Source organism: Janthinobacterium sp. 75 (assembly GCF_004365495.1).
Classification (GTDB): domain Bacteria; phylum Pseudomonadota; class Gammaproteobacteria; order Burkholderiales; family Burkholderiaceae_D; genus Janthinobacterium.
In genome coordinates this window covers 2,038,577-2,061,589 of record NZ_SORD01000001.1, presented here as the reverse complement: position 1 = coordinate 2,061,589, position 23,013 = coordinate 2,038,577, and the positions used below count along the sequence as shown (strand labels likewise).

Genomic DNA, 23,013 nt, shown 5'->3' with positions numbered 1-23,013 from the left:
GTGGACCTGGCGCGCCAGAGCAATTCTCCCTCCAGCCTGGCCGCCGCCCTGAATGCCCTCACCCTGCTGTACACGCAGATGCGCGAGTACGACAAAGGCTTCGAAGTGCTCGACGAGCTGCTGGCCGTATCAAGCACCCTGGAATCGCCAGGCCGCATGGCGCAGGCGAAAAATACGGAATACGGGCTGGCGCTCGACGCGCGGCAGCCGCAACGGGGCCAGCGCGCCCTGCTGGCGGCCCTGGCCCTGGAACGCCAGCTGGGCGCCAGCGGCATGGTGGCCGTTACCCTCGTCAACCTGTCGGACAGCTACCTGAAAGAAGGCGACTACGCGCGCGCCCTGCGCTATGCGTATGAAGCCATCACGGCGGGGCGCCTGGTCAACAATGAACAGGTGGAGGCGACGGCACGCCTGAACATCGGCCAGGCCCTGATTGGCCAGGGACGCTTGCAGGAAGGCAAGCAAAGCGTGGCCACGGGCCTGGCCTACTACGAACGCACGGCCAACCAGCCGGACATGCAGGCCGTGCTGCTGGAATACGGCATGGCGCTGGAAAAGGCCGGTGACATGCGGGGCGCCGTCACGGCGTATCACCGCGAGCGGGGCATTTCCAACCTGCTGTTCGAGAAGCAGCGGCAAAAAGCCGTGTACGAATTGCAAGAAAAATATGAGGCGGAAAAGAAACAGCGCCAGATCGAGCTGCTCAGCCGCGAGAACCAGCTCAAGAGCACCGAGATCGACAACCGCCGCCTGCAGCAGCGTATGGTGGCTGCTGGCGCTGGTGCTGGCCATGGCGTCCGTCATCGTCGGCTTGCTGTACCGCAAGGTGCGCCACGCGAACGTGCAGCTGAACGTCAAGAACCAGGAACTCAAGCGCCAGAGCTCGCGCGACCCGCTGACGGCCTTGTACAACCGCCGCCATTTCCAGGAATTCATGCGCAGCCATGCGGGCAAGCCGCTGCCGGCCTATGGCGACGCCGATGTCGTGGGCGCGCTGTTCCTGCTCGATGTCGACCATTTCAAGCACATCAACGACCGTTACGGCCATGCGGCGGGCGACCTGGTGCTGACGACGATCGCCGAAACCTTGCACGACGTGTTGCGCGAAACGGACATGATCGTGCGCTGGGGCGGCGAGGAATTCCTCGCCTTCCTGCCAGCCGTCTCGCGCGACGGACTCGACGATATCGCGCGGCGCATCCTCAACGGCATGGCGGCACAGGTCATCCATTACCAGGGACAGGCCATCCAGGTGCACGTGTCCGTGGGCTTTGCGCCCTATCCGCTGGCGCCTCTGGGAAGGCCGCTCACGTGGGAACGCAGTGTCAACCTGATCGACATGGCGCTGTACCTGGCCAAGGCGCACGGGCGCAACCGGGCGTATGGCTTGCGCGGTTTCCGGCAGGTGGAAAGAACGACCCTGGAAGCGGTGGAGCAAGACCTGGAACGCGCGTGGCGCGACGGCTATGTGGATTTGAGCGTGGTGCTGGGGGGAACGGACGGGATGGATAGTACAAGTACGGGAACAACGGCGCATGGCAGGCCAGCTGGCGCCAGCGATGGCGTGGCCGCAGCTGCCATCACCTGACGACAGCTGCGGGAGCCGGGCCGGCGCTGGCCGGCCCTGGCGCGATTACTTGTGCGCGGCGTCCTGCATCTTTTCGCCGGCTTTTTCCACTTTCTTGCCAACGGCATCGGCCGCTTCGCTCATTTTCTTGTCGGCGTCAGCGGCGACCTGGTCCATCTTGGCGCCCGTGTCGGCAGCGGCCTGGCTCACGGCGGCGTCAGCCTTGATAGCGGCGGCCTTGATGTCGGCTTCAGCCTTGGCAGCGGCCGCATCGATCTTTTGGCCAGCCTGTTCCGCAGGACCGGCGGCAACATCGCTCTTCTTCTGGCAGGCAGCCAATGCCACGACCATCATCCCGGCGGCGCACACGGTCATCCAATTTTTGCTTACTTTCATGATATTCCCTTTCATTGTTATCAAAAGACACAGATCAGTTCGCAATATACACCTGCCTAAAATTTTCTAGCGTGCGCTAACGCACATAAAAACATGCTTTTGTGGCGTAGTTGTAAGCAATGGTATCTTGATATCTCTCAGCCACTCTTTCCCTGCGCCGGGCGCGGCAGCGTATAGCCATCGGTCAAGGTATGCAGGAAAACAATCACGTCGGCGATCTCCCCTTCGTTCAGGGCGGGCGCCTGGCCCGGCTGGCGGTCGAACGGCGCTTCCACATTCACATTCGCTGCCAGGCCGGGCGGCAGATCGTTGTACTTGTGCACCTTGCCACTGCTATCTTTCGGATACCATTTTTGTGGCGCCGTGTCGCGCTGCACGTAAAAACGCAACACCTGCTCCAGGCTGTCAAAGCTGCCGTTGTGGAAGAACACCTTGCGCAGGGCGACATTGCGCAGGGACGGTGTCTTGAAACTGCCGCAATACTCCTTGTGCTCCGTCAAATCGGTGCGGTCCGGGCCGCACAATCCCAGGTCAAAGAACGCCGGGTCCGCATTCGCCGGCAGTTTGGCATTGCGCGGCACGCCGATATTGATCAAACCATAGTCGGTAAATTGGGGAAAGGCGCCGCCCGAGCTCACCTGGCTGATGTGGCAGGACGCGCAATTGCCCTTGCGTTCATCGTTGAACAGGGCCAGGCCCCGCGCTTCCTGCGGCGTCAAGCTGGCCTGCTTGCGCAGGAAGGCGTCGTACTTGCTGGTGTACGGATAGAAGTCCAACGGGCTTTCCTGGAATACTTCCAGCGACATCAGCGCCCAGCGCAGCGCCTGGCCAGGCTGCTCGAAGATATCCGCGCCATACGTCTGGCGGAACTGCGCCGCCAGCGGCCCCGCCTGCAGCTTGGCGACCACGGCGGCCGCATCGCGGTTGCCCATCTCTCGCCTGGATAACAGGGGCGCAAGCGCCTGTTCGTGGCCAGACTGGGCGCGGCCGTCCCAGTTGCGCCCGCCCGTGGGACCCGCGTCGACGCTGTCGTCGCCATCGTCGTCGTGGTAATGCTCGGTAAACGGGGGGGCATTCTGGAGATAGCGCAGCGACGGCGCGGCGCGCGTGCCCGCATCCTTCAGTTCCGGGCCGCCCAGCTGCACCGCCAGCGCGTTCGGCGGACCGTAGGCGTGTTCGGGACTGTGGCAACTGGCGCAGGCCAGCTTGCCCGACACGGACAGGCTGGGCTCGAAAAACATGGCGCGGCCCATGGCCGTCATTGCCGCTACCGAAGGCTGACGTTTCAGGGTGGGCGCATACGCGCCCGCCAGGTGGGCGGCGGGCACGGCGGGTGCGTCTTTTTGCGGCGCGGGCTGGCAGGCGGACAGCACGCAAATGGCGAGCAGCAGGGCAGGTATCGTTTTCATCATGGGCTGGCAGCGTAGCAACGGCATGTGACAACTGCGTGACAAGTCCCTGCAAAACGTCATGTATCAAGTCCGTACATTACGTCATGTAACAGACGCTGACATGTCACGCAGCTGACATATTGCCTGCCTAGCATGCGACGTTTTCCACCCAGAAGGCATGAACATGAACTTGCACGCCAACACCGCTTTACGTCCCGTTTTACATCCCTCTTTACGGCCCCTGCCGCTGCTACTGTCGCTGAGCCTGGCCGCCTGCGGCAGCAACTACGCCGTCACGCCCCACATCACGGGCCAGGTCATCGGCAGCTACTATGAAAACGCCCAGGTATGCCTGGAAAGCAGCACGAGCAAGCTCACCTGCGACAGCGGCTCGGCAGCCGTGCGCACGGCCGCCGACGGCAGCTATACGCTCGACGGCCAGGGCGCCGTGCTGGCGACCATCGGCACGGACGCGATCCGCCATGAAACCATGGGCGACGCGGGCAGCAAGGTCACGCAAAAGCTGCTGCTGCGCGCCCCCGCCGGGCACAGCGCCTTCGTCAGCGCCCTGTCGACGGAACTGGCGCAAATCATGGACGGCAACGGCGGCGACTTTGCGGCGGCCAGCAGCAAGCTGGCCGCGCGCCTGGGCGTGTCGGAAGCGGGCCTGGCGTCGGACTTCAACAAGGCCAGCGGCGACGAGTTGACAAAACTCAAGGCGGAAAACGCCAGCGTGACGGCCTTGGTCGCCAGCGCCAGCACACAGGCGGCGCCCGCCGATGCGCTGGCCGCCCTGAACGGCGCCCTTGCGCTGAACAATATTCAGACCATCGTCGTCATCTACGCGGAAAACCGTGGCTTCGACAATCTGTACGGCCTGTTTCCGGGCGCGAATGGCATACCGGGCGTCAACCCCACCTCCAGCACCGCCTACGTGCCGCAGAAAGACGTCGACGGCAGCACCCTGCCCGTGCTGCCGCCCACCTGGGGCGGCATGACGGCGGCCGGCCAGAGCACCGTCATCACGCAGGCGCAATCGGCCAATTTGCCCAACAAACCGTTCCAGATCGACGATGCCAGCAGCCCCCTGTACCTGCCGCAATCGGTCATCACGCGCGACCTGGTGCACCGCTTCTACAATAACCAGATGCAGATCAACGGCGGCGCCAACGACAAGTTCGCCGCGTATTCCGATGCGGGCGGCCTGTCCATGGGCTATTACGACGGCAGCAAGATGCAGCTGTGGGACATCGCCAAACAATATGCGCTGGCCGACAATCTGTTCATCGGCGCCTTCGGCGGTTCCTTCCTCACGCACCAGTACCTGATCTGCGCCTGCGCCCCTACCTATCCGAACGCGGACACCTCGGTGGCGAAAGGGTCGATCGCGAAGATCGACGTCGATGCCAAGGGCAACTTCCTGCGCCTGACGCCATCCGCCACGGCGCCGACCACCGTGCTGAACGGCGCGCCCGCCTATGCCAACGACGGCGCGCTGACGCCGGCCGACAGCAGCGGCATGTTTTACGCCGTCAATACCATGCAGCCAGCGTTCCAGCCCAGCAGCAACGCTCCCGCATCCGGCGACAGCAGCAAGCTGTATGCGGACACGGGCAAGGCCAACACCCTGCCGCCGCAAACGCAGACGAATATCGGCGACTTGTTATCTGGCAAGAACATCGACTGGGCCTGGTATGCGGGCGCCTGGAAGGATACGACGGCCCTGGCCACGGCCAGCGCGCGCGCCAGCAGCTTCCCGAACCCGCCGAACTTCCAGTTCCACCACCAGCCGTTCAATTACTTTGCCAATATGGACCCGATAAAGGCACCCGCCTACCGCGCCGCCCACCTGCGCGACTTCGACAGCCAGTTCCTGAGCGATGCCAGCGCCGGCAAGCTGCCGCCCGTGGCCTTCTACAAGCCGCAGGGCAATTTGAACCAGCATGCGGGCTACGCCAGCGTGGCCGACGGCGACGCGCATATCGCCGGCGTCATCGCCCAGCTGAAAAAGAGTCCGCAGTGGAAAAACATGCTGGTCATCGTCACCTACGATGAAAACGGCGGCTTTTACGATCACGCCGCGCCGCCGAAGGGCGACCGCTGGGGTCCGGGCACGCGCGTGCCGGCCATCCTCGTCTCGCCGTACGTGAAAAAGGGATTGGTTGATCATACACAATACGATTCGGCGTCCATCCTGCGCGCCATCACGCACCGCTTCGCCCTGCCCGTGCTCGACGGCCTGAGCACGCGCGACAAGGCGCTGGTAGCCAACGGCGGCAAGCCGATGGGCGACTTCAGCGCGGCGCTGGCCCTGGTGCCGCAAGAGTAAGCGTTGATTCAAACGGCAAGATGACGCCCGCCCGGCCTGGCCGCGGCGGGCGTTTTACCTGCTGGTGCTACTGGTCCGGGGCAAGGCTTGGAATCGCGTCGAGTAGCGAGCGTTCAAGCAATTGCGACAGCGACGCGCGCAGCGCCTGCGTGCGCGCCGCCAGTTCCGGCCGCTTGTAGCGCTCGGCGGCGATCAGGCTGTTTTCCAGGCAGACCCGGTCGCCCTTGGCCAGACAGGCATCGGCCAGGTCGAGCTGGGCGCTGGCTTGCGCCACTTTCACCCTGGCATCGAGTTCCAGGGTGTCGGGATCATCGCCCCAGCGCTTCACGTAGATGGCCAGGCGCGTGGCGGCGAGCTCCGGCTTGCCCGCATCGAGCGCCTGCTTGACGCTGTCTTGCAGCGCCGTCCATGCCTGCGCCCGCTGCTGTTGCCGGTCGCAGGAGGCAGCGGACTTGGTGATGCTCGCCTGCAAGCGCTTGATCTGCGCCGCCGGCGCCTTGGCGCTTTTCAGCACGGCCAGCGCACTGCGCGCCCCGTCCAGGTCGCATTGCGCTGCCAGCGCAGTGGCAGCCTCTACCTGTTCCGCCACGCTGGTCGGCTTGTCGGCGGGCTTGTTGAAGAACCAGATACCGGTCAGCACCACGGCCGCGGCGATCCACGTGCGCAAGCGCACGGGCGGGCGCGGTGGTGGCACCGAACCCTTGGCGGCCGGTTTCGCGGGCGGCACCTTGGCTGGCCCTGGCGCTGCTGCGGCAGCCGGTGGCGGGACGGGCTTGGGAGCGGGAGCAGGCTGCGGCGCGGGTTGCGGCGCTGCTTGCGGCATAGGAATGGGCGGGGCAACGGGCACCGGCGGCGGCATGCGCGGCACCGGCGGCGGCGCTGGCACTTTCTCCAGAACAGGCGCTGCAGCCACCTGGCGCGCGCCGCAAAACGGGCAATGCACCACGCGCAGCGGCAAGCTCCGGCCGCAAGCGGCATTGATGCAAACATCATTCACTGTTTCAAGCACATTCCAACCTTTTCCTGGAGTCATTCCACTGCGTTCTGCCGCAATATTACCTTACGCGCGTACCGCAACGGCGCACCCGCAGCGAGTTCCACTGCCTTGATACCGATCAAAAAAAAGCTCTGTCTCCGGCAAGCAGGGAACAGAGCCAATATTATCGTGATATCAAAGAAGTAGCCGAAACGGCAGAGCAAATGCCCAAGGGCAGGCAACAACGCCAGGGGGATTTATCAGGGTCTCTTACACCTTGACCGCATCAACTTTTGCAATCACCGTGCGCGCAATGATATCCGTTGTCGGACAAGTCTCCATCGCGTCCGAATAAGCAAGCCAGCGCTGCAGGCTTTCCATGCGGCGGATGGTGATGCCCTTGCCATTGATGTAGCCGATCTGCTCGAAATTGGCAGGGCTGGTGGTCAGCTTCGAGACGGTGGGCGCATTGTCGACCAGGCGGTCGTAGGCCTTGCGTGCCTTGTGCTCCCACTTGGCCAGCACAGGGTCGTCAAAGCGGTTGCTTTCAAAATACACGGTGATAGTGCGGTCGTGATTGGCAAAGCCGACGATCGCCGCACCCTTGCGTATGGTCAGCAAGACATCTTCCTTGACGCCCGTGACGGGAACGAACACGGCAGCGCGCCCATCCGTATCCGGCCGCTCCATGGGAATATCTTGTCCGATTATGCTCATCACATCACACTCTTAGTCATCGCCTGTTGGCTTGTTGTCCCTGCATCACTGAAAGCGTGGCCTGCACAGGCTTGCCTTTGCCGCTGCGACGGGCCACTCCCAGGCTGTTTATCAAATAATACATTGCCGGAAAGCACTACACAAGACAATCAGAGGCACGGCAGCCACAGCGCCTCCGCCGGATGGGGAATGGTATGCCCTGCGGCAATCACTTTATAATGCTGCGATTACTTCACGCCAGATACCTCCGCACCATGACGCTTCCCGAGAATGACACCAGCCGGCTCGACGCCATCAGCGCCGCCGCCACCGAAGTGGCCGCGCAAAACGTGGCCGACCTGCTGGCCATGGCCATCTGCCACCGCCCGGACGAGCCGGCCCTGATCGTCTGCGACAAGCGCAGCTGGCTCAACGTCGTGTTGACGGAAGCCTATCGTCAGGCCTTGCCGGACGCGAGCTTCATCGATTTCGACGAGGTCACGCCCGACACCGTGCTGGCCGCGTTTGCCGAGCTGCCCGCCGGCAGCCTCGTCGTGCTGATCCAGTCGACCAGTTTCCGCCTGGAAGCGTTCCGCATCCGCATCGAGCTGTTCAAGCGGGGCCTGAAAGTGATCGAACACGTGCACCTGTCACGCATGCCCGGCGTGCAGGGACTGCACTACATCGCTTCGCTGGCCTACGACCCGGCGTACTACCGGGGCGTGGGCCATGCGCTCAAGGCGCGCATCGACCGCGCCCGCCACGGCATGGTCGACAGCGGCGGCGAGCAGCTGGTATTCGCCTCGCCGTTCGAATCGGCCAAGCTGAATATCGGCGACTATAGCGGCATGAACAATATCGGCGGCCAGTTCCCCCTGGGCGAAGTGTTTACGGAAGCGCAGGACCTGGAAGCGGTGAACGGGCGGGTACGCATCTTCGTCTTTGGCGACACGCACTTCATGGTCAACCGCCCCGATACGCCAATCACCCTGATCATCGAAAAGGGCCGCGTGACGGGCACCGAGCACGCCACGCCCGAATTTACCGCCATGCTGGAGATCATCCGCGCGCATGAAGGCGAAGTGTGGGTGCGCGAACTGGGCTTCGGCATGAACCGCGCCTTTTCGCGCGAGCAGCTGGTCAACGACATCGGCACGTATGAACGCATGTGCGGCATCCATCTGTCGCTGGGCGCCAAGCATGGCGTCTATACCAAGCCCCAGTTCAAGCGCAAGGATGCGCGCTATCACGTCGATATCTTCGCCGTTACCGAAGCCGTCTACCTGGACGACGAACGCGTGTATGCCGATGGCGCCTGGACGGTGGAACCCGTCGCTTTCAGCTGAAAAATCCAGCCGCTTCCAGCTCCCGGTCCCATGGCGGCACGGGCTGGTATTCGGCCACCAGGAAATCGATCAGCGCGCGCACCTTGGGCGACGGCTGGCGGCTGGCCGGGTACAGCGCGCTCAGGTGATTCAGCGGCAGCTCCCAGTCGGACAGCACGGGCAGCAGGCTGCCATCGAGCAGATTGCGCCAGGCGAGAAACGTGGTGCTGTAGACGATGCCCAGCCCCCGCTGCGCCGCCTGGTGCAGCACCAGCCCGTTATTCGCCGTGAAACCCGCCTGCACGCGCACGCTGGCCTCCTCGCGCTGCTCCGCTGCTCCACGCTGGAAATGCCAGTTCGTGCCGTCGGTCAGGTGGCTGAAATGCAGGCACTGATGCTGCAGCAAGTCTTGCGGCGTCTGCGGTACACCCCATTGCGCCAGATAGGCGGGGCTGGCACACAGCACGGCGCGGCATGGCGCCAGCGGGCGCATCGCCAGCGCGCTGCTGTCCGGGATGCCGCCCACGCGGATAGTCAGGTCAAAACCATGGCGTATCGGGTCGAGCAGCGCATCGTCGACAAACAAGTCGGCCTGCACCTGCGGGTGCAACAGGCTGAAACGGGCGACGGCATCGGCCAGCCACGCGCTACCGAAACTCGATGGCGCCTGGATGCGCAGTGGCCCGGCGAGCTCCGCCCCCGCTCCCGCCTGCGCCACGTGCGCCACCATGCGCGCCGCTTCCTGCGCCTGGCTAACGGTGGCCATGCACGGCGCCAGGTAGGCGCGGCCCGCGTCCGTCAAGCTCACTTCGCGCGTGGAACGGTGCAGCAGGCGCGCATGCAGGCGTTCCTCCAACTGCATGATGGTCTTGCTGACCATGGCCCGCGTCAGGCCCAGGCGTTGCCCGGCCACCGTGAAGCTGCGCTGGCGCGCCACCTCGACAAAGATTTCCATTGCTTTTAGTTGATCCATGTCAAAGATTGTCTTCGCTTTGGCGACAATCTGTCAACCGCAGGAAGATTGTCTGCCGCCCTCGCCCATCCTACAATGACGCTTTCCATTGACCTCCGGAGCCGCCGCCATGCTAACAACTGAACAACAGGAACAATACCAACGCGACGGTTACATCATCCTGCCCGGCTTCAAGGGGGCGGACGAAATCGCCGCCTTGCGCGCGCGCGCCGAGCAGATTGTCAACGAATTCGATCCCAGCGTCAGCCAGTCCATCTTCACCACGCGCGACCAGGCCAAGAACACCAACGATTATTTCCTCGCCTCCGACAACACCATCCGCTGCTTCTTTGAAGAAGAGGCCTTCGGCCCGGACGGCCAGTTAAAGCAGGCCAAATCCCTGTCGATCAACAAGATCGGCCACGCCATGCATGACCTGGACCCCGTCTTCCGCAGCTTTTCCAGCGACCCGAAGCTGGCCGAAGTGGCGCGCGACCTGGGCCTGGCAGACGCGCAGGTCTGGCAATCGATGTACATCTTCAAGCAGCCCGGCATCGGCGGTGAAGTGCGCTGGCACCAGGACGCCACGTATTTCGAGACCACGCCGATCAGCGTGACCACCTTCTGGTTCGCACTGGAAGACGCGACCCTGGACAACGGCTGCCTATGGGCGGAACCGGGCGGCCACCGCGGCCCCTTGCGCGAACGCTTCATCCGCAACGGCGACCAGGTTCGCGTGGAAAAACTCGATGCCATGCCCTGGCCGGACGACAGCACGGCCGTGCCCTTGGAAGTGAAGGCGGGCGCCCTCGTCTGCTTCCACGGCTTGCTGCCCCATTACAGCGCGCCGAACCGCTCGTCCGTCTCGCGCCACGCCTATACTTTGCACGCCACCGACGGCCAGACGGAATATGCCGCCCACAACTGGATACAGCGCGACGCAGCGTTCCCCGTGCGGGGCTTCGTCTGATGCGCATCGAAGTCTACGCCGCCCACTGGGGCAATAACGAGCTGCCGCCCGAGGTCTTCATCGACAAGGTACTGGAGGCCGGCTTCGACGGCATCGAGATGTCGCTGCCGCTGGATGCGGCCCTGCGCGAGGAATGGACGGACCGCATCGCCAAGTCTGGACTGCAACTGATCGCCGCGCAGTGGGAAACCGTGTTCCACAGCGACTTCGAACTGCACCGCGCCGCCCTGGCGGAACTGCTGGAAAACGCCTGCCTGGCGCGCCCCGTGCTGGTCAACACGCACACGGGCAAGGATTACTATAGCCAGGCGCAGAACGCGCAACTGCTCGACCTGGCCGCCGCCATCTCGGCAAAGCACGGCGTGCCCATCGTGCACGAAATTCATCGCAGCCGCTTCAGCGGCCACCCGATGCTGCTGCTGCCTTACCTGGCGCAGTATCCCGCGCTGCCATTGACGGCCGACCTGTCGCACTGGTGCTGCGCCTGCGAATCGCTGCTGGAAGACCAGCCGCAGACCCTGGCGCAGGTGCTGCCGCTGGTGCGCCATGTGCACGCGCGCGTGGGCCACGCGCAGGGTCCGCAGGTAGCCGACTTCCGCGCGCCGGAAGCGAAGGCGGCGCTCGACGCCCACCTGGCCTGGTGGGATGCCATCGTCGCCCTGCGCCGCGCGGCCGGCGCCGAGCGCATGACATTCACGCCGGAATTCGGCCCCGCACCGTACACGCAAACCCTGCCCTGGACACAGCAACCCGTGACGGATGCCTGGGAACAGAACGTCGCCATGCTCAATGTGCTGCGCGCGCGCTACGCCGGATAGGTAGCCGCGATCCGGCGCCGGATCGCAGGTCCGGCGCCGCGCATTGCTATTAAGTAGCGCACTATATATACTGTACCCATGGATACCACCACCGCCCCCAACCCTTTGCACCAGGTGCCGCGCCTGGACGGCCAGCTGTGCTTTGCGCTGTACTCGACCTCGCTTGCCATGAACAAGCTGTACCGCAAGCTCTTGCGCAAGCTGGGCCTGACCTATTCGCAATACCTGGTGATGATGGTGCTGTGGGAGCGCGACGGCCTGACGGTGTCGGAAGTGGGAGAGCGCCTGTTCCTCGACTCGGCCACCCTGACACCCTTGCTCAAGCGCATGGAACAATCGGGCCTATTGACGCGCACGCGCGCCGCCAGCGACGAACGCCAGGTCATCATTTCCCTCACGCAGCAGGGCGACCAGTTGCGCCACGAGGCGGCACTGCTGCCCGAGGCCATCCTGGCGGCCAGCCACTGCAGCGTGGAACAAGTTGTGGACATGAAACAACAACTGAACCAGTTGCGCGACAGCCTGATGAAAAGTGAGTAAAAGCCCCGCTTTTCCGAGCAAAATCAGGCAAAGCATTCCACTGACAGTGCCAGGCAAAAGATGGCGCAAAATCCGCCTTTCTTTATTACAAATCGATACAAGGATGGCCTCACCCTGCGTATAGAATAGTTGCCACTATTTCTTTACAACAACATCAGGGTGAATATGCGCTTACCTTTCGGCCCCGTAGCCTCGTTGGCTCTCTGCTTTACCGTGTCGGCCTTCGCTGCCGAACCATTCGACGACAAGTTCCGCCAGCTCGAAGAGGTGCTGCCCACCCCGAACACCTACCGCACCGCTTCCGGCGCGCCAGGCCACGCCTATTGGCAGCAACGCGCCGACTACAGCATCCGCGCCACGCTGGATGAGGCCAAACGCGAGATCGCCGGCAGCGGCACCATCACCTACCATAACCGGTCGCCCGACACCCTCGCTTACCTGTGGGTGCAGCTGGACCAGAATATCTACAAGCAGGACTCCGACGCGCGCCGCATGACCACGGCGCCATCGCGCCAGGCGTGGGCCAGGACGACGGGCGAAGAGACCATGAAATTCGAAGGCTTGCGCGGCATGCTGGCGCGCGGCGACTTCCAGGGCGGCTTCAATATCCGCGCCCTGAAGGGCGCCGATGGCCAGCCCTTGAAATATGTAGTAAACCGCACGATGATGCGCATCGACCTGCCCCAGCCCCTGAAGCCGGGCCAGGACTTCGTCTTCCAGATCGACTGGGATTACCGCATCAATGAACAGAAAGTGCTGGGTGGACGCGCCGGCTATGAAGTCTTCGACGACAAGAACGCCCTGTTCGAAGTGGCGCAGTGGTTCCCCCGCATGGCGGCCTACTACGACGCGGCCGGCTGGCAGCACAAGCAGTTCCTGGGATCGGGCGAATTCACGCTGGAATTTGGCGACTACGACGTGCAGCTGACCGTCCCCGCCGACCATATCGTCGCCTCCACCGGCGAGCTGCAAAATCCGCAGGACGTGCTGTCTTCCGCGCAGCGCGAGCGCCTGGAAAAAGCCCGCAGCAGCGACAAGCCCGTCATCATCGTCACGCAAAAAGAGGCCGAAGCGGCCGAAAAATCCGTCAGCCGCGCGCAAAAGACCTGGCACTTCAAGGCGTCCAACGTGCGCGACTTCGCCTGGGCCTCGAGCCGCAAGTTCATCTGGGATGCGCAGGGCTACAACAAGGGCGGCAGCAAGCTGATGGCCATGTCCTACTATCCGAAGGAGGGCAATCCGCTGTGGGAAAAGTACAGCACGCAAGCCATCGTGCACACGATAGAACAGTACAACAAGTACAGCATAGCCTACCCGTACCCGACGGCCATTTCCGTCAACGGCCCCGTGGGCGGCATGGAGTATCCGATGATCTCGTTCAACGGCCCCCGTCCGGTGAAAGACAAAAAGACGGGCGAGCTGACCTACTCCAAGCGCACCAAATATGGGCTGATCGGCGTGATCATTCACGAAGTGGGCCACAACTACTATCCGATGATCATCAACTCGGACGAGCGCCAGTGGACCTGGATGGATGAAGGCTTGAACACCTTCGTGCAGTACCTGGCGCAGCAGGCGTGGGAAGAAAACTACCCGGCCTCGCGCGGCGAGCCACGCGAGATCGTCGACTACATGCGTAGCCGCGACCAGGTACCCATCATGACCAACTCCGAATCGCTGCTGCAATTCGGTAACAACGCCTACGCCAAGCCGGCGGCGGGCCTGAATATACTGCGCGAGACCATCCTCGGGCGCGAATTGTTCGACTACGCCTTCAAGGAATACGCGCAGCGCTGGAAATTCAAGCGCCCCACGCCCGCCGACTTTTTCCGCACCATGGAAGACGCCTCCGGCACGGACCTGGACTGGTTCTGGCGCGGCTGGTTTTATACCACCGATCCGGTCGACATCAGCATCGACGGCATCAGCGAATACGGCGTGAGTTCCAAAAATCCGGAAACGGAAAAAGCCTGGAAAAAGGCGCAGAAGGACGCCCAGCCGGAGTCCGTTACGAGCCGCGCCAACAAGGGCATGCCGCGCCGCGTCGACGCGCATCCGGAACTGAAGGATTTCTACAACCAGCACGACGACTTCACGGTGACCAACAAGGACCGCAACGCCTACACCGAAGCGCTGGCAGGCCTGGAACCGTGGGAAAAGGATTTGCTGAAACAGGGCAAGCATCTGTACCTGGTCGACCTGTCGAACCTGGGCGGCATGGTGATGCCCTTAATCCTGGAAATCGAACTCAAAAGCGGCAAAAAGTACGTCGAGCGCGTGCCGGCCGAAGTGTGGCGCTACTCGCCGAAAAAGATCACCAAGGTCGTCATCACCGATGAACCGATGGTGGGCCTGGTGCAGGATCCGTACTGGGAAACGGCCGATATCGACACCAGCAACAACGCCTGGCCGAGAAAAATCACACCCTCGCGCCTGGAACTGTTCAAGAGCGAAAAATCGCCCAAGGATAACCTGATGCGCGACTTCAAGACGCCGTTGAAAGGCAGGAACGGCGGCTCCGACAAGGGCGACGAGGCGTGATGCGCTGGCGCACGTTCGCGGCAAGCCTGCTGGCCTGCGCCAGCACGGCGGCTGGCGCCCACAACTTCCACATGGGTATCGCCGACATCAGCTATAACGCGGCCAGCGGCAGCACGGAGGTGGTGCACACCTACACGGGCCATGACGTGGAAGCGCTGCTGACGAATCTGTACCAGCGCCAGTTCGACCTGGGCCAGGAAAACAGCGAAGCGGCGCTGCGCCGCTATGTCGAAAAACAGTTCTACCTCGTGGGGCCGGATGGCAAGCGCCTGCGCCTGAACTGGGTCGGCATGAAGGTCAACGCCGACAACGTGGTGATCTTCCAGGAGATCGAACGTACGCGCCTGGCCCCCGCCACGCGCATCCATAACCAGTTGCTGATCGATTTCCTCCCCAGCCAGAGAAATACCCTCAACGTTCAGGACAGCGGCAAGATCCAGACGCTGATTTTCGACAGCCAGAATACGGAACTGCCGATCCGTTAAGCACTGGCGGGACATTACCCTTCGCCGCCACACCCAAATACCCATGACGCCACGCTATCTCCCCCTCCTCCTTGCCGTCCTGTTTCCAGGCGCCGCCCACGCCGACGACATCTTCCAGCGCGTGCTGGTCGACGGTTCGCGCATGAACCAGCTGGGCGTGGCCGATTCGGCCAACGCGGGCAGCGTCACGCAACAGCAGCTCGACGCGCGCACCAGCTACCGGCCCGGCGAATTGCTCGAAGCCGTGCCGGGGCTGATCGTCAGCCAGCATAGCGGCGAGGGCAAGGCCAACCAGTTCTACCTGCGCGGCTTCAACCTCGATCACGGCACGGACTTGCGCACGACCGTTGACGAAATGCCCGTCAACCAGCGCAGCCATGGCCACGGACAGGGCTGGACGGACCTGAACTTCCTGATCCCCGAACTGGCCATGCGCCTCGATTATAAAAAGGGCCCGTATTCGGCTGCGCAAGGCGATTTTTCCTCGGCCGGAGCGGCATCCGTCGTCTATGCGAACCGCCTGACGCAGGGCATCGCCAGCATGGGCGTCGGACAAAACGGCTTTCGCCGCGCCCTGCTGGCCGATACACTCGATGCGGGCGACGGCAGCTTGCTGTACGCGCTCGAAGCGCAGCATAACGATGGGCCGTTCACGCAGCCGGACCGCTACCACAAGCTCAATGGCGTGCTGCGCTACAGCGAAGGCTATGCCAACAACGGTTTCAACGTCACGGCCATGGCGTACGACGCCAGCTGGCATGCCACCGACCAGATTCCGCTGCGCGCCGTGCAGGACGGCACGCTGGGCCGCTTCGACGCCATCGATGCCAGCGACGGCGGCAAGGCGCAGCGCTACAGCCTGTCGGGCGCCTGGCGCCAGACGACGGACGACATATCGTCCAAGGTCAGCGCATATGTGATCGCCAACCGCCTGGCCCTGTTCTCGAATTTTACGTATGCGATGGACGACCCCGACAACGGCGACCAGTTCGCCCAGCCCGACCGGCGCGTGACAGCCGGCCTCGATGCCAGCCACACCTGGCACCGCCATACGGACAGGGGCAGCAGTGACACCACCATCGGTCTGCAGCTACAGAACGACAATATCCACAATGGCCTGTACAACACACGCCAGCGGCAGATCGTATCAAGCACGCGGCAAGACCATATCGTCGAAACCAGCATCGGCGTCTATGCCGAAAACAGCACCCGCTGGTCGCGCTGGCTGCGCAGCGTGGCCGGCCTGCGCGCGGACGCCTACCGCTTCGACGTGCGCAGCGACCGTGCGGCCAATTCGGGTACGGCCAGCGACCATTTGTTCAGCCCCAGCCTGAGCGTGATCGCCGGACCGTGGCGCGAGACGGAAGCGTATGTCAACATAGGCAATGGTTTTCACAGCAACGACGCGCGCGGCACGACGATCACGGTCGACCCGAAGACGGGTGCAGCGGCCGACAAGGTCACGCCTTTGGTGCGCTCGCGCGCTCTGGAACTGGGCTTGCGCAGTGCCGCCATCGCCGGCCTGCAAACGTCGCTGTCGCTGTACCGCCTGGACTTCGATTCCGAACTGCTGTTCATCGGCGACGCCGGCGCCACCGAGGCGGGCCGCCCCAGCCGGCGCTACGGCGTCGAGTTTTCCAGCTACTACAAGGCGGCCAGCTGGCTGTCGCTGGACCTGGACCTGGCATATGCGCGGGCACGCTCGCGCGGCAGCGACCCGGCGGGCGACTTCATCCCGGGCGCCATCGAAGGCGTGGCCCAGCTGGCCATGACGGTGACGCCGCCAGGGCCATGGTCGGGCTCTTTGCGCTTGCGCTACTTCGGCCCGCGGCCCCTGATCGAGGATAACAGCGTGCGCTCCGCAGCCAGCGTGGGCTTGAACGGGCGCGTCGCCTACCAGATCGACAAGACCTTGCGCGTGGAGCTCGAAGGCTACAACCTGGCCAACCGGCGCGACTCGGCCATCGATTACTACTATGCCTCGCGCCTGCCAGGCGAAGCGCAGCCGGTCGACGATATCCACTTCCATCCGGTGGAATCGCGCTCGCTGCGCCTGACCCTGGTAAAGAATTTTTAACTCAACAAGCATAATTCCTGGCGGACATAACACAGGAGTCGCCGCGAAGTCGTAGAATGCCAGGCTGGATAAACTGATACAGGCCGCGTTCCGGCCCGCACCGCCATGAGCACTTCCGCACCGATCTTTACCGACCCGTCCCACCTCAAGGACGCCTTGCGCGATGACGGCTATGCCGTCCTGCGCCCGCAGGACGTGGCGGCGCTGGCCGGCTGCCCGCTAGCCGCGCTGCGCGCGCTCGAACCCAGCTGGAACACGCTGGCGCTGGACAATTACCTGAAAGATGGCGGCCGCTATCGCCGCCGGCGCCACTCGTGCTTCGTGCAGGATGGCGCGCGCCTGACGCAGACGGCGCACCGCCCGCACTGGCAACCGGTCGAATACAACGCCCTGCACGGCGGCATGCACCGCCTGTTCGAGCCGATCGAGCCGGCCATCGTCGCACAGCCAGCCTGGCAGCAGCTGATCCGCGCGCTCGGTGACGCCTGCTCGCAGGTCAAGGGCAGCCAGCCGTGGTTCATCGAGGCGCACCAGTTCCGCATCGATACGACCGATGGCATCGGCCGCCCCACGCCGGAAGGTGCGCACCGCGACGGCGTCGATTTCGTCGCCGTGCTGCTGATCGGGCGCGAACAGGTCAAGGGCGGCGAGACGCGCATCTTCGAAGCCAATGGTCCCAACGGCAAGCGCTTTACCCTGACGGAGCCGTGGTCGCTGCTGTTGCTCGACGATGCGTCTGTCATCCACGAATCGACGCCGATCCAGCCCATCGGCGAGCATGGCCACCGCGATACGCTGGTGCTGACATATCGCGCTGGCCAGTTCCAGGGCGAGAATTAAGCGTTGGCCACAGCATTCCCTGTGGCCAAAATAGTTACTTGCAAGTTACTTTTGCAGACCTAAATCCGATATAGTCACAGGATGTCGATATTGCGCGCTCACCGCGCCCAGCATCACCACACTGAAATTCTAGGAGAGGTCTGTGGACTCCAACAATCAAATCAAGCCTGACGAAATCGAGATCCTGATCGTCGAGGACAGCCCGACCCAGGCGGAGCGCTTGCGCCGCCTGATCCAGTCGCTGCACTACAATGCCCGCGTGGCGGCGAATGGCCAGCTGGCCCTGGCCGCGATCCGCGAGCGCAAGCCACACCTGGTACTGTCCGATATCGTCATGCCTGAAATGAATGGCTACGACCTGTGCCGCGCCATCAAGTCCGACCCGACCCTGCGCGACATTCCCGTGATCCTCGTCACCTCACTCAACGACCCGAAGGACATCATCCGCGGCATCGAGTGCGGCGCCGACAATTTCATCCGCAAGCCCTACGCGGAAGACTACCTGCTCAACCGCATCAGCCACATGCTGATGAACCAGAAGCTGCGCAAGAACCAGAACGTGGAAATCGGCATCGCCCTGTACCTGGGCGACCAGAAGCACTTCATCAATGCGGAGCGCCAGCAAATCCTCGATTTGCTCATTTCCACGTATGAACAGGCGGTGCAGGTCAACGGCGAACTGCAGGCGCGCGAACGCCAGGTGATCGAACTGAACATGCGCCTGGCGCACCATGCGGCAGAACTGGAAACCATCAACCGCGAAATCGCGCTGAAAAACCTGGAGCTGGCAGAAGCGAGCCGCATGAAGTCCGCCTTCATCGCCAATATGTCACATGAACTGCGCACGCCGCTGAACGCCATCATCGGCTTCACGGGCGCGCTGCTGATGAAACTTCCCGGCCCCCTGACGTCCGACCAGGACAAGCAACTGAACACCATCCGCGCCAGCGCGCGCCATCTGCTCTCGCTGATCAACGACATCCTCGACGTGGCCAAGATCGAAGCGGGCAAGCTGACCCTGTCGATCGAGCCCGTGCACTGCCAGGAACTGATGGCTGAAGTGGCCGACACTTTGCGCCCCCTGGCCCAGCAAAAGGGCCTGGCATTGGAAATGGCACTGGGAGAAGCAGGCCGCCCGCCCGCCATCATCGACACGGACCGCCGCGCGCTGACGCAAATCCTCATCAACCTGCTCAATAACGCCATCAAGTTCACGGAACAGGGTACGGTGCGCATCAGCCTGGCCCAGCGCGAGGAAGACGACGTGCTGGTGACGGAAATGAGCATCGCCGACAGTGGCGCCGGCATCAAGGAAGAAGACCAGGCCAAGCTGTTCCAGGCCTTCTCGCAGCTCGATTCCACCTCCACGCGCCACGTGGAAGGCGCGGGACTGGGCCTGTACCTGTGCCAGAACCTGGCCAACGCCATCGGCGGCGCCCTGTTCTTCAATAGCGACTATGGCTCGGGCAGCACCTTTACGCTGGCCCTGCGCAGCAAACGCTGAGCTTCTGTGCGACGCAACATAAAGTTTGATTTTTTGCCATCCATGACAAGTTCATACAGTAGTTTTACGGTATTGCACCGCACCATTTTTAGCGCTATAGTGGAACTGTCTCCTCCAATTCGTTCTCCGAACATTGGATTCAGCCCGCGCTAGTACGCGGGCTTTTTTTTGCCTGCGTTTTCCACGCATCTTCATCTTTCCTTAACTAAATCAACCGATTTAGTTATATCAATCGTTTGAGATATATGATTAAATCTCCGGCATGATTGAAAAAAACGCCATCCCAACTCCCCATGCCGACGACGGGCGCAAGCCCCGTTCCGATGGCGAGCAATCGCGCGAGCGGCTGCTGCATAGCGCCATCCGCCTGTTTGCCGAACAGGGTTACGCCAAGACCTCCACGCGCGAACTGGCGCAGGCGGCCGGCACGAACGCGGCAGCCATCAGCTACTATTTTGGCGACAAGGCGGGCCTGTACCGCGCCGCCTTTGTCCAGCAATCGTCGAATCCGCAAGACAATATCGCCCTGTACGAGCAGCCCCATTTCACCCTGCGCCAAAGCCTGGAAGGCTTTTATGCGCAAATGCTCGCGCCCATGCAGCAGGGCGAGATTGCGCGCGACTGCATGCGCCTGTGGTGCCGCGAGATGCTCGAACCGACGGGCCTGTGGGCACGCGAGATCGACCAGAACATCCGTCCCGAACACGAGGCGCTCACCCGCGTGCTGGCGCGCCATCTTGGCGCGCCCGACAACAGCGACGACATGCACCGCCTGGCGTTTTCCATCGCTTCGCTGGCCCTGCAACACATGGTGGGCGCCGAAGTGCTGCAAACTTTGCGCCCGCAGTTGCTGGAAACGCCGCACGCCATCGACACCTGGCTGTCGCGCATGACCGACTACGCACTGGCCATGGCCGAAGTGGAACGCCAGCGCATGGGCCTCCCCACTTCTACCACTACCGCTCAACGACAAGCAGAAGGACCAGCATGACGACTATTCGATGCACCGTTCAACGCGCCCTGGCCGCCAGCATCGTGCTGGCGCTGGGTGGCTGCGCCCTGCAGGGTCCGCCCGCAGTGGTGGCCGCCAGCGCACCCGCGCAGTGGCAGGCGCCGCTGCCGCACAATGGCAAGCTGACGGACCTGGCCAGCTGGTGGCAGGGCCAGGGCGACAGCCTGCTGGTGCAATTGATCACCGATGCGCAGCAGGTCAGCCCCACGATCGCCGCTGCCAGCACGCGCATCGTGCAGGCGCGCGCGGAGAAAGTCGCCAGCGGCGCCGCGCTGGCGCCCGCCCTCGACGCGACGGGCAGCGTGGTACGCACCAGCCAGCAATCGGCACAGCCCAGCGGCACCACATCGCAGGCGGCCTTGCAAGCCTCGTGGGAAATCGATGTGTTTGGCGCCAACCGTGCCACGCGCGATGCGGCGCAGGAGCGCTACGACAGCGCCCGCGCGGGATGGCATGAGGCCCGCGTCTCGGTGGCCGCCGAAGTGGCGAACCAGTACTACGCCTTGCGCACCTGCCAGCAACTGCAGGCCGTGGCCGAACAGGATGCCGTCTCTCGCCGCGATTCGTCACGCCTGACGGAACTGAGCGCAGGCGCCGGCTTCCAGCCGCCCGCCAACGCCGCCCTGGCCCGCGCCAGCGCTGCCGAAGGCGCCAGCCGCGCCATCGAACAGCGCGCCGCCTGCGATGTGAATGTCAAGGCGCTGGTGGCCCTGTCGGCCATGCCGGAAGAGACGCTGCGCCAGAAGCTGGCGACCAGCCCCGCCGTTCTTCCCTCGCCCGTGGCGATTGCGGAACTGCCGGCGCAAACACTGGGCCAGCGTCCCGACATTTACAGCGCCGAACGCGAAGTGGCGGCAGCCAGCTTCGAAGTACGCGGCGCGCAGGCGCAGCGCTATCCTCGTCTGAGCCTGGCCGGCTCCATCGGCAAGGGCAATATCCGCGCCGGCGGCACCAGCATCACGGCCAGTACCTGGAGCATCGGCCCGCTGGCCGTCAGCCTGCCCATCTTCGACGGCGGCACCCGCCGCGCCCAGGTCGATGCAGCCACGGCGCGCTACGACGAAGCGGTGGTGAAATACCGCGCCGGCGTGCGCCAGGCCGTGCGCGAAGTGGAAGAAGCCTTGGTCAACCTGGCCAGCACGGACGAGCGCAGCGGCCACGCGAAAACGGCACTGGAAGGCTACCGCGTGTCGTTCGTCGCCACCGAGGACCGTTACAAGAATGGCCTGGCCAGCCTGATCGAACTGGAAGACGCGCGCCGCACGCGCCTGGCCGCCGAAAACACTGTGGTCAACCTGGAGCGCGAACGCAGCGCCGCCTGGGTAGCGCTGTACCGCGCCGCCGGCGGCGGCTGGAACAGCAGCAGCCCCAATGCCCTCGCCAACAACGCCCCCTGACGGATACGACAATATGAAAAAAATGACCTTGAAACCCGTGGCACTCGCCCTTGCCGCCCTTTGCGTGATGCTGGGCGCGGGCGTGGCCCTGTACCCCTCGGCTTCCACTGCGGCCAACGATGCCAAAGACAAGAACGCAGCGCAAAAACCTGCCCTGACCGTCACCACGGCCAAGCCGCAAACGGCCAGCCTGCCCATCAAGCTGAGTGCCAACGGCAACGTGGCCGCCTGGCAGGAAGCCGTCATCGGCAGCGAATCGAACGGCTTGCGCCTCACGGAGGTTCGCGTGAATGTCGGCGACGTGGTGCGCGCCGGCCAGGTGCTGGCCGTCTTCTCGAACGACACGGTGAACGCCGACGTGGCACAGGCGAAAGCGGCGGTACTGGAAGCGGAAGCAAATGCGCTTGAGGCGGCCGCCAACGCGCAGCGCGCCCGCTCGCTGCAAAGCACGGGCGCCATCAGCGCCCAGCAGATCAGCCAGTACCTGACGGCCGAACAAACGGCCAACGCGCGCATCGCGTCGGCCAAGGCGCAGCTGGCGTCGCAGCAGCTGCGACTGAAATACACGCAGGTGGTGGCCCCCGACAGCGGCATCATCTCCTCGCGCTCGGCCACCGTCGGTTCCGTCGTGGGCACCGGAACGGAGCTGTTCCGCATGATCCGCCAGGGCCGCCTCGAATGGCGCGCCGAAGTGACGGCCACCGAGCTGCTGAATTTAAAACCGGGCACCCTGGCGCAGGTCAAGGCAGCCAATGGCAGCGTTTTGACAGGCAAGGTGCGCATGATCGCCCCTACCGTCGATCCGCAGACGCGTTCGGCCCTCGTGTATGTGGACCTGCCGGCCAGCACGGGCAACAATGCGCCATTCAAGGCCGGCATGTACGCCAGCGGCGAATTTGAACTGGGCACATCGGGCGCGCTGACGGTGCCGCAGCAGGCCATCGCCGTGCGCGATGGTTTCAGCTATGTCTTCCGCCTGAATGCCGACCAGCGTGTCAGCCAGATCAAGGTGCAGGCCGGACGGCGCCTGAGCGACCGCATCGAGATTGTAGGCGGCATCGCGGCCGACACCACCATCGTCGTCAGCGGCGCAGGCTTCCTCAATGACGGCGACCTGGTACGGAATGTACAAAACCCGGTCGTGCCACCAGCAGCCAAGACTGCGGCAGCATCTGCCGTGAAAAAATAGGGGGAGGC

At 63.6% G+C, this 23,013-nt stretch carries 20 protein-coding genes; 14 read left to right on the top strand and 6 right to left on the bottom strand.

Going from position 1 to position 23,013, the window contains the following annotated elements; all coding sequences use genetic code 11:
• Nucleotides 1-129: 129 nt before the first annotated feature.
• A complete protein-coding gene (locus C8C89_RS27295) occupies nt 130-792 on the bottom strand; it encodes a hypothetical protein (protein ID WP_243857955.1) in 663 nt (220 codons plus the stop codon).
• Between C8C89_RS27295 and C8C89_RS27290 the strand changes: the two genes are divergently transcribed.
• A complete protein-coding gene (locus tag C8C89_RS27290; RefSeq protein WP_243857954.1) occupies nt 791-1,588 on the top strand; it encodes a GGDEF domain-containing protein in 798 nt (265 codons plus the stop codon). The two genes, C8C89_RS27295 and C8C89_RS27290, sit on opposite strands and share 2 nt — an antisense overlap.
• 45 nt (nt 1,589-1,633) lie before the next feature.
• Here C8C89_RS27290 and C8C89_RS09380 read toward each other — a convergent pair whose 3' ends face one another.
• Nucleotides 1,634-1,963: a hypothetical protein gene (locus tag C8C89_RS09380; protein ID WP_133989562.1), complete on the bottom strand. Its 330-nt coding sequence runs from the start codon at nt 1,961-1,963 to the stop codon at nt 1,634-1,636.
• 137 nt (nt 1,964-2,100) lie between these two features.
• Nucleotides 2,101-3,372, bottom strand: a complete 1,272-nt coding sequence (locus tag C8C89_RS09375) for a cytochrome c peroxidase (protein WP_101484703.1) — start codon at nt 3,370-3,372, stop codon at nt 2,101-2,103.
• Between the two features lie 166 nt (nt 3,373-3,538).
• On the opposite strand from C8C89_RS09375, the gene acpA reads away from it, so the two are divergent.
• Nucleotides 3,539-5,683, top strand: a complete 2,145-nt coding sequence (gene acpA, locus C8C89_RS09370; protein WP_133989560.1) for an acid phosphatase — start codon at nt 3,539-3,541, stop codon at nt 5,681-5,683.
• A 67-nt stretch (nt 5,684-5,750) separates the two neighbouring features.
• Here acpA and C8C89_RS09365 read toward each other — a convergent pair whose 3' ends face one another.
• Entirely contained in the window at nt 5,751-6,692 is a 942-nt protein-coding gene (locus C8C89_RS09365; protein WP_133989558.1) for a hypothetical protein, read from the bottom strand.
• 237 nt (nt 6,693-6,929) lie between these two features.
• Nucleotides 6,930-7,349 (bottom strand): hypothetical protein, encoded by a 420-nt coding sequence (locus tag C8C89_RS09360; protein WP_133993264.1) that lies wholly within the window; start codon nt 7,347-7,349, stop codon nt 6,930-6,932.
• A gap of 281 nt (nt 7,350-7,630) precedes the next feature.
• On the opposite strand from C8C89_RS09360, the gene C8C89_RS09355 reads away from it, so the two are divergent.
• Nucleotides 7,631-8,701, top strand: coding sequence for a hypothetical protein (locus C8C89_RS09355; RefSeq protein ID WP_101482554.1), 1,071 nt, complete (start codon nt 7,631-7,633; stop codon nt 8,699-8,701).
• Here C8C89_RS09355 and C8C89_RS09350 read toward each other — a convergent pair.
• A complete protein-coding gene (locus tag C8C89_RS09350) occupies nt 8,694-9,653 on the bottom strand; it encodes a LysR family transcriptional regulator (protein ID WP_243857953.1) in 960 nt (319 codons plus the stop codon). The genes C8C89_RS09355 and C8C89_RS09350 overlap by 8 nt on opposite strands.
• Nucleotides 9,654-9,762: 109 nt before the next feature.
• Between C8C89_RS09350 and C8C89_RS09345 the strand changes: the two genes are divergently transcribed.
• From C8C89_RS09345 to C8C89_RS09295, 11 genes are all read left to right on the top strand, one after another.
• Nucleotides 9,763-10,602, top strand: a complete 840-nt coding sequence (locus C8C89_RS09345) for a phytanoyl-CoA dioxygenase family protein (protein ID WP_101482556.1) — start codon at nt 9,763-9,765, stop codon at nt 10,600-10,602.
• Nucleotides 10,602-11,420, top strand: coding sequence for a TIM barrel protein (locus C8C89_RS09340; protein WP_101482557.1), 819 nt, complete (start codon nt 10,602-10,604; stop codon nt 11,418-11,420). Before C8C89_RS09345 ends, C8C89_RS09340 begins: the two co-directional genes overlap by 1 nt.
• Nucleotides 11,421-11,498: 78 nt before the next feature.
• Nucleotides 11,499-11,960: a MarR family transcriptional regulator gene (locus tag C8C89_RS09335; protein ID WP_101482558.1), complete on the top strand. Its 462-nt coding sequence runs from the start codon at nt 11,499-11,501 to the stop codon at nt 11,958-11,960.
• Between the two features lie 165 nt (nt 11,961-12,125).
• Nucleotides 12,126-14,501, top strand: coding sequence for a M1 family metallopeptidase (locus C8C89_RS09330; protein ID WP_133989556.1), 2,376 nt, complete (start codon nt 12,126-12,128; stop codon nt 14,499-14,501).
• A complete protein-coding gene (locus C8C89_RS09325) occupies nt 14,501-14,986 on the top strand; it encodes a DUF6702 family protein (RefSeq protein WP_166674700.1) in 486 nt (161 codons plus the stop codon). The genes C8C89_RS09330 and C8C89_RS09325 overlap by 1 nt, the downstream gene beginning before the upstream one ends.
• Nucleotides 14,987-15,029: 43 nt before the next feature.
• On the top strand, nt 15,030-17,063 hold the full coding sequence (locus C8C89_RS09320) for a TonB-dependent receptor (RefSeq protein ID WP_133989552.1): 2,034 nt from the start codon (nt 15,030-15,032) through the stop codon (nt 17,061-17,063).
• 105 nt (nt 17,064-17,168) lie between these two features.
• Nucleotides 17,169-17,903 (top strand): 2OG-Fe dioxygenase family protein, encoded by a 735-nt coding sequence (locus tag C8C89_RS09315; RefSeq protein ID WP_133989550.1) that lies wholly within the window; start codon nt 17,169-17,171, stop codon nt 17,901-17,903.
• A 142-nt stretch (nt 17,904-18,045) separates the two neighbouring features.
• Nucleotides 18,046-19,407, top strand: coding sequence for a response regulator (locus C8C89_RS09310; RefSeq protein WP_133989548.1), 1,362 nt, complete (start codon nt 18,046-18,048; stop codon nt 19,405-19,407).
• Between the two features lie 262 nt (nt 19,408-19,669).
• Entirely contained in the window at nt 19,670-20,398 is a 729-nt protein-coding gene (locus C8C89_RS09305; protein WP_101482564.1) for a CerR family C-terminal domain-containing protein, read from the top strand.
• A complete protein-coding gene (locus C8C89_RS09300) occupies nt 20,395-21,816 on the top strand; it encodes an efflux transporter outer membrane subunit (protein ID WP_243857952.1) in 1,422 nt (473 codons plus the stop codon). The genes C8C89_RS09305 and C8C89_RS09300 overlap by 4 nt, the downstream gene beginning before the upstream one ends.
• Nucleotides 21,817-21,829: 13 nt before the next feature.
• Nucleotides 21,830-23,005 carry an efflux RND transporter periplasmic adaptor subunit gene (locus tag C8C89_RS09295; RefSeq protein ID WP_101482565.1) on the top strand — a complete coding sequence of 392 codons (1,176 nt, stop codon included), beginning with the start codon at nt 21,830-21,832 and terminating at the stop codon, nt 23,003-23,005.
• The last annotated feature ends 8 nt before the right edge of the window (nt 23,006-23,013 follow it).